Genomic DNA, 11,941 nt, shown 5'->3' on the forward strand with positions numbered 1-11,941 from the left:
CTTCCTTAGCGTTTTGCCTGCCAGATACGGGCCTGATAATCACGGATTGAGCGGTCAGAGCTGAACATGCCGCAGCGCGCGGTGTTCAGAATGCACGCCCGGGTCCACGCCTCCTGGTCGCGGTACAGCACGTCGACCTGTTTCTGCGCTTCAACGTAGGCCGTGAAGTCCGCCATCACCAGGTACGGGTCGCCGCCGTGTTTGTCCATGCTGTGCAGCATCTGGTCAAACGCGTGCTTGTCGCCGTCGCTGTATTTGCCGCTTTCCAGCTCCTTCAGCACCGCATCCAGCACTTTGTCTTTTTTACGCCATTTCACCGGGTCGTAGCCTTTGGCCTTGATGGCTTTCACTTCTTCAACAGTATGGCCGAAGATAAAGATGTTCTCTTCACCGACCTTCTCGGCGATTTCGACGTTCGCACCGTCCAGCGTGCCGACGGTCAGCGCGCCGTTCAGCGCCAGCTTCATGTTGCCAGTACCGGACGCTTCTTTCCCTGCGGTCGAGATCTGCTCGGAGATATCCGCCGCCGGGATCAGCATTTCCGCCGCCGAGACGCAGTAATCCGGCAGGAACACGACCTTCAGCTTGTCGCCTACTTTCGGATCGCTGTTGATCGCCGCCGCCACTTTATTGATGGCGAGGATAATGTTTTTCGCCAGGTAGTAGCCCGGCGCCGCCTTCGCACCGAACAGGAACACGCGCGGCACGCGGTCGGCCTGCGGGTTCTCGCGGATCTCTTTGTACAGCGCCAGAATGTGCAGCAGGTTCAGGTGCTGACGCTTGTACTCGTGCAGGCGTTTGATCTGGATATCGAAAATCGCGTTCGGGTTGATCTCAATCCCGGTACGCATTTTCACAAACTCCGCCAGGCGAACCTTGTTCTCCAGCTTGATCGCGCGGTACTGCTCGCGGAATTTCGCATCGTCGGCGTATTTTTCCAGGTTAATCAGCTGGTCCAGATCGTTGGCCCACTCTTTCTTCAGGGTCTTATCCAGCAGGCCGGCCAGCAGCGGATTGCACTGCTTGATCCAGCGACGCGGCGTAATGCCGTTGGTCACGTTGTGGAACTTGGTCGGCCACAGCTGGTGATATTCCGGGAACAGATCTTTCACCACCAGATCGGAGTGCAGCGCCGCCACGCCGTTAACGGCAAAGCCGCTCACCACGCACATGTTCGCCATACGCACCTGTTTGTCGTGCACCACCGCCAGCTTCGCCCAGACGGCTTTGTCGCCCGGCCAGGTTTTCTCCACCAGCGTTTTGAACTGGTCGTTAATCTTGTTGATGATCTGCATGTGGCGCGGCAGCAGCGTTTTCACCAGCTTCTCATCCCAGCACTCCAGCGCTTCCGGCATCAGGGTGTGGTTGGTATAGGCGAAGGTGCGGCTGGTGATGGCCCAGGCGTCGTCCCAGCTCAGCTGATGCTCATCAATCAGCACGCGCAGCAGTTCCGGGATGGCAATAGTCGGGTGCGTATCGTTAAGCTGAATGACTTCGAAGTCCGGCAGCTGCGCCAGCTTGCGGCCCGCCAGGTGATGGCGACGCAGAATATCCGCCACGGAGCAGGCGCACTGGAAGTACTGCTGCATCAGGCGCAGCTTTTTACCCGCCAGGTGGTTATCGTTCGGATAGAGGACTTTGGTCAGCTTCTCGGCGTCGATCCCCTGCTGCTCGGCGCGCAGGAAATCGCCGTCGTTGAATTTGGTCAGGTTGAACGGATGCGCGTGCTTCGCCTGCCACAGACGCAGCGGCTGCGCCACGCCGTTACGGTAGCCGAGCACCGGCAGATCCCAGGCTTCACCGGTAATAGTGAACGCCGGTTCCCAGAGCCCCTGCTTCGTCACTTTCCCGCCGATGCCGACCTGCACGTCCAGCTGCGCGTTGTGGCGGAACCACGGGTAGGTATTGCGATGCCAGTCGTCCGGCGCTTCCATCTGGTGGCCGTCGGCAAACGACTGACGGAACAGGCCGTACTGGTAGTTCAGGCCATAGCCAATCGCCGACTGGCCGACCGTTGCCATAGAGTCAAGGAAACAGGCCGCCAGACGCCCCAGTCCGCCGTTGCCCAGCGCCGGGTCGATCTCTTCTTCCAGCAGGTCGGTCAGGTTAATGTCGTGCTCTTTCAGCACATCACCCACCTCCTGATACCAGCCAAGGTTCAGCAGGTTGTTGCCGGTCAGGCGGCCAATCAGGAACTCCATCGAGATATAGTTAACGTGACGCTGGCCGTTGACGGGCTTCGCCACGGGCTGAGCATCCAGCTGCTCTGCGAGCGCCCCGCTTACCGCCTGCCACCACTGGTGAGGCGTCATCTCGTTTGCAGCATGAAGGCCAAAACGCTGCCACTGACGCGTCAGGGCAGCCTGGAATTGAGCTTTGTTGAAGGTAGGCTGTGACATAGGGGATCGGCATCCTTTAGAAAGAAAACACAAGTTGGCGCTAGTGTGCCTGGCTCATTTCACCTCTTCCTCCTCCCGTGGGGGATTAGACAGGGAGGAGTAGCGGGGATGAGCGTAAAAGTGTGATCGAGGCCACTCTGAGAGCATAGCTTGAGTGTGCCCGGAAGATAAAAAAGTAACCGGGGAGAATGTCAAAGAAATGAAATGCGGTTTTAGATGAAATTAATCCACGCGGAAATGATTGCTTACGGAGAATAATATTTCAGCAATCGGGTCCTGCCTAAGGAGATTATTAATCTCACTCAACTTTACCCGAAGTTTATTAAATTCGACGTCATTATACCTTTCTGAAACCAGTTTCAGCCCAGCCTAGCGACATCCATACAAGCCAGCATTGACGCGGCATCAAAGCCTTTTCAAAAAAGTTCCAGCACTGGCCGGAATGTTTTGTGACAGAGTGCAAATTCAGAGCCACAAAAGCCAGACATAACTTGCAATAGTTCTCTTTCTGACCGACCTTATAGCTATTAATTACGAAGCGCAAAAAAAATAAATTCTCTCGTTCCCCACAGTGAAGTGAAACCTATGTTGATTCCGTCAAAATTAAGTCGCCCGGTTCGTCTTGACCATACAGTGGTCCGCGAGCGTCTGCTGGCTAAACTTTCCGGCGCGCATAATTTCCGACTGGCGCTGGTTACGAGCCCTGCAGGTTATGGAAAAACAACGCTCATTTCACAATGGGCCGCAGGTAAGAGCGATCTTGGCTGGTACTCCCTCGACGAGGGCGATAACCAGCAAGAGCGTTTTGCCAGCTATCTGATTGCCGCTATTCAACAGGCAACCAACGGACACTGCGTCGCCAGCGAGGCAATGGTGCAAAAGCGCCAGTACGCCAGCCTGTCCTCCCTTTTCTCTCAGCTGTTTATCGAACTGGCCGAATGGCATCGCCCGCTGTACGTGGTGATTGATGACTATCATCTGATCACGAACCCGGTTATCCATGAGTCGATGCGCTTCTTCCTGCGCCACCAGCCGGAAAACCTGACCCTGGTCGTGCTGTCACGCAACCTGCCGCAGCTCGGTATTGCCAACCTGCGCGTGCGCGATCAGCTTCTGGAAGTGGGCAGCCAGCAGCTGGCCTTTACCCACCAGGAAGCGAAACAGTTCTTTGACTGCCGCCTGACCTCACCCATTGAGGCCTCCGAAAGCAGCCGCTTGTGTGATGATGTCGCAGGCTGGGCCACGGCGCTGCAGCTGATTGCCCTTTCTGCCCGGCAAAACAACAGCCCGACGCACCAGTCTGCGCGCCGTCTGGCCGGCATCAACGCCAGCCATCTTTCGGATTACCTGGTGGATGAGGTGCTGAACAGCGTCGATCCCTCCACCCGCAATTTCCTGCTGAAAAGCTCCCTGCTGCGCTCCATGAACGACGCGCTGATTGTGCGCGTAACAGGCTGTGAGAACGGTCAGCTGCAGCTGGAAGAGATTGAACGTCAGGGCCTGTTCCTGACGCGCATGGACGACCCCGGCGAGTGGTTCAGCTATCACCCGCTGTTTGGCAGCTTCCTGCGCCAGCGCTGCCAGTGGGAGCTGGCAACGGAATTGCCGGAAATCCACCGCGCCGCCGCCGAAAGCTGGATGGCGCAAGGCTTCCCGAGCGAGGCCATCCACCACGCGCTTGCCGCCGGTGACGCCAGCATGCTGCGCGATATCCTGCTTAACCACGCGTGGGGGCTGTTTAACCACAGCGAACTGACGCTGCTGGAAGAGTCGTTGAAAGCCTTGCCGTGGGAGAGCCTGCTGGAGAACCCGCGCCTGGTGCTGCTCCAGGCCTGGCTGATGCAGAGCCAGCACCGCTACAGCGAAGTGAATACCCTGCTGGCGCGCGCCGAGCAGGAGATGGAAAGCGAAATGGATATCACCCTGCACGGCGAATTTAACGCCCTGCGGGCGCAGGTCGCGATTAACGACGGCGATGCGGATGAAGCGGAACGGCTGGCGATGGTCGCGCTGGATGAACTGCCGCTGGCGAATTTCTACAGCCGGATTGTGGCTACCTCGGTGCACGGCGAAGTGCTGCACTGCAAGGGCGAACTGACGCGCTCCCTTTCGCTGATGCAGCAAACCGAGCAGATGGCGCGCCGCCATGATGTGTGGCACTACGCCCTGTGGAGCCTGATCCAGCAAAGCGAGATTTTATTCGCACAGGGGTTCCTGCAGGCCGCCTGGGAAAATCAGGAAAAAGCGTTCCAGCTGATTCGTGAACAGCACCTGGAACAGCTGCCGATGCACGAGTTCCTGTTGCGTATTCGCGCTCAACTGCTGTGGGCATGGTCGCGTCTGGATGAAGCAGAAAGCTGCGCCCGTCAGGGTGTGAACGTGCTCTCTGGCTTCCAGCCTCAGCAGCAATTGCAGTGTCTGGCCCTGCTGGTGCAGTGCTCGCTGGCGCGCGGCGATCTGGATAACGCCCGCAATCACCTTAACCGTCTGGAAAACCTGCTCGGCAACGGTCAGTACCACAGCGACTGGGTATCGAACGCCGACAAGGTTCGGGTGATTTACTGGCAGATGACGGGGGACAAAAAATCCGCCGCCAACTGGCTGCGCCAGACGCCTAAACCGGAATTTGCCAATAACCACTTCCTGCAAAGCCAGTGGCGTAACATCGCCCGCGTGCAGATCCTGCTGGGTGACTTTGAGCCTGCCGAAATTGTGCTGGAAGAGTTAAACGAAAACGCCCGCAGCCTGCGTTTGATGAGCGACCTGAACCGCAACCTGCTGCTGCTCAACCAGCTTTACTGGCAGGCGGGCCGCAAAAATGACGCCCAGCGCGTGCTGCTGGAAGCCTTGCAGCTGGCGAACCGCACCGGGTTTATTAGCCACTTCGTGATTGAAGGTGAAGTGATGGCGCAGCAGTTGCGCCAGCTGATTCAGCTCAACACGCTGCCGGAGCTGGATCAGCATCGCGCCCAGCGAATCCTGCGCGAGATTAATCAGCACCATCGCCACAAGTTTGCGCATTTCGACGAGAACTTTGTTGAACGCCTGCTGAACCACCCGGAAGTGCCGGAGCTTATTCGCACCAGCCCGCTCACCCAGCGCGAATGGCAGGTGCTGGGGCTGATCTATTCAGGCTATAGCAACGAGCAGATTGCCGGTGAGCTGGCGGTGGCGGCAACCACCATCAAAACGCACATTCGCAATCTGTATCAGAAGCTGGGCGTGGCGCACCGTCAGGATGCGGTGCAGCATGCGCAGCAGCTGTTGAAGATGATGGGGTACGGAGTTTAGTTTTGTGCGGCCTGATGCCCTCACCCCGGCCCTCTCCCACAGGGAGAGGGAGAACGGCTTTTCAACACAACTCTAACTGCAAATTATTATCCTTAATCACCTGCATCACGCCCGCTGGCGGCATCACGTCGGTATAGACCGCATCCACCATGCTGATGCTGCCCATGTTCACCATCGCGTTACGGCCAAACTTCGAGTGATCAACCACCAGCATTACGTGGCGCGAGTTCTCAATAATCGCGCGCTTGGTGCGCACCTCGTGGTAATCAAACTCCAGCAGTGAGCCGTCGGTGTCGATGCCGCTGATCCCCAGGATGCCGAAGTCGAGGCGGAACTGAGAGATAAAGTCGAGCGTCGCTTCGCCAATAATTCCGCCGTCGCGGCTGCGCAGTTCGCCGCCCGCGAGGATGATGCGGAAATCATCTTTCTGCATCAACGTGTTCGCGACGTTCAGGTTGTTGGTCACCACGCGCAGGTTCTCGTGATCCAGCAGCGCATGAGCAACCGCTTCTGGCGTGGTGCCGATGTCAATAAACAGCGTCGCACCGTTCGGGATTTGGCTCGCCACTTTACGCGCAATGCGCTCTTTTTCTGCCGTCTGCGTGGCTTTACGGTCGTGCCAGGAGGTGTTGACCGAGCTGGAAGGCAGCGCCGCGCCGCCGTGGTGGCGCAAAATACGGTTCTGATCGGCCAGATCGTTCAGGTCACGACGGATGGTTTGCGGGCTGACGGCAAACTGCTCGACCAGCTCTTCGGTGCTGACGTATCCCTGTTTTTTGACCAGTTCGATAATGGCGTCATGACGTTGTGTTTGTTTCATCAATTATCCCTGAGAATTATGTTCGTTTTCGCGCATGGAGCGTGTCGGCAAGCGCCATTGCAAGACCGACGGCGAGGCCGGTGACGTGCGCACCATTGGCGATAGACATACCAAACAGATCAAACCATCCGGCAATTAGCCATATTAACGCAAAGGCTATTAATCCGCGTTGTAAATAGATGCCGCTTTGCGGGTCGCGCTCCCCGCGAAGCCAGACGTAGCCCATCAAAGCGTAGACGACACCCGACAGCCCGCCGAACCACGGGCCGCTGAATTTATGCTGTACATAGCCGCTCAGCAGGGCGCTGATTACGGTGATGACAATCAGCTTGCCGCTGCCGAGCCGCTTCTCAACGATACCGCCGAGATACCACCACCACAGCAGGTTAAAGAGGATATGCATCACCGAGAAATGCATCAGCGCGTGGGTAAAGTAGCGCCAGACGTCAAAATCCAGCGACGGGTCATACGGCCACGCCAGCGCGATCATCACGCTCTGGTCGCCCACCACGTTCATAATAATGAAGACGATAATGCAGGCTGCCATCAGCAGCAGCGTAAACGGGCCTGCGCGCTCGCGTATCGTGGCAAGGAAGGGAAAGCGGCTGTAATGCAGTCCGCTGCCGGTCTGCCCGGATTGCCAGCTGGCCGCCAGATAACGCGGGTCGCCGGGGTTCTCAAGGAAACGCGCCAGCTCCTCGTTGACCCGCCCTGCCTGGCTCTCATCGGCCAGCCAGATGTCGGTCTGAGTATGTTGCTGAATGGTCAGAATAACGCCCTGCGTCGCCATATAGTCGACAAACGCCTGGGCGACGCGCGGGTTGGTAAAAGAGGTGATCATCAACATGGGCAGCGGTCGCTTATTTCCACACAAAAGGGGACAGTATAGCGGGATTAGCGCTCAAACGCGTATTCCACTTCTGCCGGGAAATGACGATGCCAGGCATCAAAGCCGCCGTCGACGCTGTATACCGCGTCATAGCCTTGCTGAATCAGATACTGCGCCGCGCCTTTGCTGCTATTGCCGTGGTAGCACATGACCATAACGGGCGTTTCGAAGTCGTTATCGCGCATAAACGCGCCCAGCGTGTCGTTGGTCAGATGAAACGCGCCCGGCGTGTGGCCCATAGCAAAACTCTGCGGGTCGCGGATGTCCACCAGCACCGCTTTTCCCTGGTGCATCTTCTGGTGGGCTTCTTCTACGTTAATACATTCAAACTGATCCATGGTGTTCTCTTTACAGTGGTCAACGACAAGATTTTACCCCGTAGTGTACGTCCTGGCGGCGGGTAAACGCCATTATGTTATCCATATCACTCTAAATTGTTTTTTTGATGTTACCAAAAGCGCGTTCCTTTGCTATTATGAGCGATATCGAACATTTTTGAGCTTTAACGAAAGTGCATGAGGGTGTTATGGAAACCAAAGATCTGATTGTGATAGGCGGTGGCATCAACGGTGCCGGTATTGCGGTTGATGCCGCAGGACGCGGTTTATCCGTGCTGATGCTGGAAGCTAACGATCTCGCCTGCGCGACGTCGTCCGCCAGCTCCAAGCTGATCCACGGTGGCCTGCGCTACCTGGAACACTACGAATTCCGCCTGGTCAGCGAAGCGCTGGCCGAACGCGAAGTGCTGCTGAAAATGGCCCCGCATCTGGCGATCCCGATGCGCTTCCGCCTGCCGCACCGTCCGCACCTGCGTCCGGCGTGGATGATCCGCATCGGCCTGTTTATGTACGATCATCTGGGCAAACGCACCAGCCTGCCGGGTTCGAACGGTTTGCGTTTTGGCTCAGAATCGGTCCTTAAGCCGGAAATCGTGCGCGGTTTCGAATATTCAGACTGCTGGGTGGACGATGCGCGTCTGGTTCTGGCGAATGCGCAGATGGTCGAGAAGAAAGGCGGCGAGGTGAAAACCCGCACCCACGCGACCGCCGCCCGTCGTGAAAACGGCCTGTGGATTGTGGAAGCGGAAGACGTGGATACCGGCGAGAAGTTTAGCTGGAAGGCGCGCGGCCTGGTGAACGCCACCGGCCCGTGGGTGAAGCAGTTCTTCGACGACGGCATGCACCTGCCTTCGCCGTACGGCATCCGCCTGATCAAAGGCAGCCACATTGTGGTGCCGCGCGTGCATACCCAGAAGCAGGCTTATATCCTGCAAAACGAAGATAAACGCATCGTGTTTGTGATCCCGTGGATGGACGAATTCTCCATCATCGGCACCACCGACGTGGAGTACAAGGGCGATCCGAAAAACGTCGAGATCGACGAGAGCGAAGTGAACTACCTGTTGAAAGTGTATAACGCACACTTTAAGAAACAGCTGTCGCGCGATGACGTGGTCTGGACCTACTCCGGCGTGCGTCCGCTGTGCGATGACGAGTCTGACTCACCGCAGGCCATCACCCGTGACTACACGCTTGATATCCACGACGTAGACGGTCAGGCACCGCTGCTGTCGGTGTTTGGCGGCAAGCTGACTACCTACCGCAAGCTGGCCGAGCACGCGCTGGAAAAACTGGCGCCGTACTACAAAGGTATTGGCCCGGCGTGGACCAAAGAGGCAGTGCTGCCCGGCGGAGATATTGGCGGAAACCGCGACGATTACGCCGCGAAGCTGCGCCGTCGCTTCCCGTTCATTACCGAAGGGATGGCGCGCCACTACGCCCGCACCTACGGCAGCAATACCGAGCTGTTCCTGGGCGACGCGAAATCGCTTGCCGATCTGGGTGAACATTTCGGCCACGAGCTGTACGAGGCCGAGCTGCGCTACCTGGTTGATCACGAGTGGGTTCGCCGCCTTGAAGATGCCATCTGGCGTCGTACCAAAGAAGGGATGTGGCTTAACGCCGAGCAGCAGTCTCGCGTGGCGCAGTGGCTGCAGCAGCATGCGGGGAAGCGTGAGCTTTCGCTGGCGTCGTGATGTAAAAAGCCCGGTGGCGTTACCGCTTACCGGGCTTTGTTTTTACAACCGCACCGGATCAATATGCCAGATGTTCTCGGCATACTCCTTGATGGTCCTGTCAGACGAGAAATACCCCATGTTGGCGATGTTGTGCATCGCCGCGCTGGTCCACTTCTCCTGCTGACGGTACAGCTCGTCCACTTTATCCTGGCAGTCCACGTAGCTGCGATAATCCGCCAGCACCTGATAGTGGTCGCCAAAGTTAATCAGCGAATCCACCAGATCGCGATAGCGGCCCGGCTCGTCGGGGCTGAACACACCGGTCGCAATCTGCGTCAGGACCTGACGTAGCTCTTCATCCCCTTCATAGAACTCACGCGGGGAGTAGCCTTTCCTGCGCAGCGCCTCCACTTCTTCGGTGGTATTGCCGAAGATAAAGATATTCTCTTCTCCTACGTGCTCCAGCATCTCGACGTTCGCCCCGTCCAGGGTGCCGATGGTCAGCGCGCCGTTGAGGGCAAACTTCATGTTGCTGGTGCCGGACGCTTCCGTTCCCGCCGTGGAGATCTGCTCGGAGAGATCTGCCGCCGGGATGATCAGCTGCGCCAGGCTGACGCTGTAGTTCGGGATGAATACCACCTTCAGCTTGTCGCCAATCTCCGGATCCTGGTTCACCACCTTCGCCACATCGTTGATCAGGTGAATAATGTGCTTCGCCATGTAGTAGGCGGAAGCCGCCTTACCGGCGAAGATCTTCACGCGCGGCACCCACTCTGCGGTTGGATCGGCCTTAATGCGGTTGTAGTGAGTGATCACGTGCAGCACGTTCATCAGCTGACGCTTGTACTCGTGGATGCGCTTGATCTGCACGTCAAACAGCGCTTTCGGGTTTGCGACCACGTTGAGGTGCATCGCCAGCCAGACCGCCAGACGTTTCTTGTTCAGCAGCTTGGCTTCCCGCACGGCCTTGTTCACCATCGGGAAATCAATATGCTGCTTAAGCTCGCTCAGCTGGCTCAAATCGGTGCGCCAGGTGCGGCCGATATTCTCATCCAGCACGTCAGAGAGCGGCTGGTTGGCCAGCGCCAGCCAGCGGCGCGGCGTAACGCCGTTGGTGACGTTGCAGAAGCGCGTCGGGAAGATCTTTGCGAAGTCCGCAAACAGGGACTGCACCATCAGGTTCGAGTGCAGCTCGGAAACGCCGTTGACCTTGTGGCTGATGACAACCGCCAGCCAGGCCATGCGCACGCGACGACCGTTGGATTCATCAATGATCGAGGCACGGCTCAGCAGCCCGGTATCGTTCGGGTACTGCTCCTGCAGCGTCTTGAGGAAGTAGTCGTTGATCTCGAAGATGATTTGCAGGTGGCGCGGCAGAATTTTGCCGAGCATGTCCACCGGCCAGGTCTCCAGCGCTTCGCTCATCAGGGTGTGGTTGGTGTAGGAGAACACCTGGCACGTCACCTCAAACGCGTCGTCCCAGCTGAACTTGTGCTCGTCGATCAGCAGGCGCATCAGCTCGGGAATGGAGAGCACTGGATGGGTGTCGTTAAGGTGAATCGCGGTTTTCTCCGCCAGGTTGGCGTAGGTTTTGTGCAGCTGATGGTGGCGGCTGAGGATGTCCTGAATCGTCGCGGAGACGAGGAAATACTCCTGACGCAGGCGCAGCTCGCGCCCGGAGTAGGTTGAGTCATCCGGGTACAGCACGCGGGAGACGTTCTCGGAGTGGTTTTTATCTTCCACCGCGGCAAAGTAGTCGCCCTGGTTAAATTTACCGAGGTTGATTTCGCTACTCGCCTGGGCGTTCCACAGGCGCAGCGTATTGGTCGCATCGGTGTCATAGCCGGGGATGATCTGATCATAGGCCACGGCGAGGATCTCTTCGGTTTCCACCCAGCGGGACTTTTTCCCTTCCTGCTGAATGCGTCCGCCAAAGCGCACCTTGTAGCGCGTGTTGTGGCGTTTGAACTCCCACGGGTTGCCGTATTCCAGCCAGTAGTCCGGGGACTCTTTCTGCCGGCCATCAACGATGTTCTGCTTGAACATGCCGTAGTCGTAGCGAATACCGTAGCCGCGCCCCGGCAGCGCCAGCGTTGCCAGCGAGTCAAGGAAGCAGGCGGCAAGACGCCCGAGACCACCGTTACCCAGCCCCGGGTCGTTCTCTTCGTCAATCAGTTCTTCTAAATCCAGCCCCATCTCTTCCAGCGCGGTTTTGACGTCGTCGTAGATACCGAGCGACAGCAGCGCGTTGGAGAGGGTGCGGCCAATCAAAAATTCCATCGACAGGTAGTAAACCTGCCGCGTCTCCTGCGAAAGCTGGGCGCGGTTAGAGCGCAGCCAGCGTTCGACCATGCGGTCACGCACCGCAAACAGGGTGGCGTTCAGCCACTCGTGCTTGTTGGCGATGACCGGATCTTTCCCGATGGTAAACATCAGCTTGTAGGCGATGGAGTGCTTTAACGCCTCAACGCTGAGCGTGGGGGAAGAGTAGCTAAATGGAGCGTTCATATCAGTAACTTCGCCTC

The 11,941-nt window shown here is 57.7% G+C and carries 7 protein-coding genes; 2 read left to right on the forward strand and 5 right to left on the reverse strand.

The annotated features are described in order from the left end of the window. Positions 1-5: 5 nt before the first annotated feature. Complete coding sequence (malP, locus tag A6013_RS19990) at positions 6-2,399, reverse strand: maltodextrin phosphorylase (RefSeq protein WP_069733639.1); 2,394 nt, start codon at positions 2,397-2,399, stop codon at positions 6-8. Between the two features lie 585 nt (positions 2,400-2,984). Between malP and malT the strand changes: the two genes are divergently transcribed. Further along, positions 2,985-5,690: an HTH-type transcriptional regulator MalT gene (gene malT / locus A6013_RS19995; RefSeq protein WP_047367202.1), complete on the forward strand. Its 2,706-nt coding sequence runs from the start codon at positions 2,985-2,987 to the stop codon at positions 5,688-5,690. A gap of 61 nt (positions 5,691-5,751) precedes the next feature. On the opposite strand, the gene A6013_RS20000 is transcribed toward malT, so the two are convergent. From A6013_RS20000 to glpE, 3 genes are read right to left on the reverse strand one after another with little or no spacing between them, the layout of a single operon-like run. Next, positions 5,752-6,510 carry a DeoR/GlpR family transcriptional regulator gene (locus A6013_RS20000; protein ID WP_028014684.1) on the reverse strand — a complete coding sequence of 253 codons (759 nt, stop codon included), beginning with the start codon at positions 6,508-6,510 and terminating at the stop codon, positions 5,752-5,754. Between the two features lie 16 nt (positions 6,511-6,526). Beyond that, on the reverse strand, positions 6,527-7,357 hold the full coding sequence (glpG, locus tag A6013_RS20005) for a rhomboid family intramembrane serine protease GlpG (protein WP_069733640.1): 831 nt from the start codon (positions 7,355-7,357) through the stop codon (positions 6,527-6,529). A gap of 47 nt (positions 7,358-7,404) precedes the next feature. After that, positions 7,405-7,737 (reverse strand): thiosulfate sulfurtransferase GlpE, encoded by a 333-nt coding sequence (gene glpE, locus A6013_RS20010; RefSeq protein WP_028014686.1) that lies wholly within the window; start codon positions 7,735-7,737, stop codon positions 7,405-7,407. Positions 7,738-7,925: 188 nt separating this feature from the next. Between glpE and glpD the strand changes: the two genes are divergently transcribed. Beyond that, complete coding sequence (gene glpD, locus A6013_RS20020; RefSeq protein WP_069733641.1) at positions 7,926-9,434, forward strand: glycerol-3-phosphate dehydrogenase; 1,509 nt, start codon at positions 7,926-7,928, stop codon at positions 9,432-9,434. 42 nt (positions 9,435-9,476) lie between these two features. Here the strand turns inward: glpD and glgP are convergent, their stop codons facing one another. Next, positions 9,477-11,924 (reverse strand): glycogen phosphorylase, encoded by a 2,448-nt coding sequence (gene glgP, locus A6013_RS20025; RefSeq protein WP_069733642.1) that lies wholly within the window; start codon positions 11,922-11,924, stop codon positions 9,477-9,479. Positions 11,925-11,941 lie beyond the last annotated feature (17 nt).

Origin of the sequence: Enterobacter sp. IF2SW-B1 (assembly GCF_001743375.1) — a bacterium.
Taxonomy (GTDB): Bacteria; Pseudomonadota; Gammaproteobacteria; order Enterobacterales; family Enterobacteriaceae; genus Enterobacter; species Enterobacter bugandensis.

Excerpts from the sequence above, each read along its gene's own strand:
- glpE (WP_028014686.1), bottom strand. The coding sequence starts at position 7,737 with ATGGATCAGTTTGAATGTATTAACGTAGAAGAAGCCCACCAGAAGATG.
- glgP (WP_069733642.1), bottom strand. The coding sequence starts at position 11,924 with ATGAACGCTCCATTTAGCTACTCTTCCCCCACGCTCAGCGTTGAGGCG.
- malT (WP_047367202.1), top strand. The coding sequence starts at position 2,985 with ATGTTGATTCCGTCAAAATTAAGTCGCCCGGTTCGTCTTGACCATACA.
- malP (WP_069733639.1), bottom strand. The coding sequence starts at position 2,399 with ATGTCACAGCCTACCTTCAACAAAGCTCAATTCCAGGCTGCCCTGACG.
- glpD (WP_069733641.1), top strand. The coding sequence starts at position 7,926 with ATGGAAACCAAAGATCTGATTGTGATAGGCGGTGGCATCAACGGTGCC.
- glpG (WP_069733640.1), bottom strand. The coding sequence starts at position 7,357 with ATGTTGATGATCACCTCTTTTACCAACCCGCGCGTCGCCCAGGCGTTT.
- A6013_RS20000 (WP_028014684.1), bottom strand. The coding sequence starts at position 6,510 with ATGAAACAAACACAACGTCATGACGCCATTATCGAACTGGTCAAAAAA.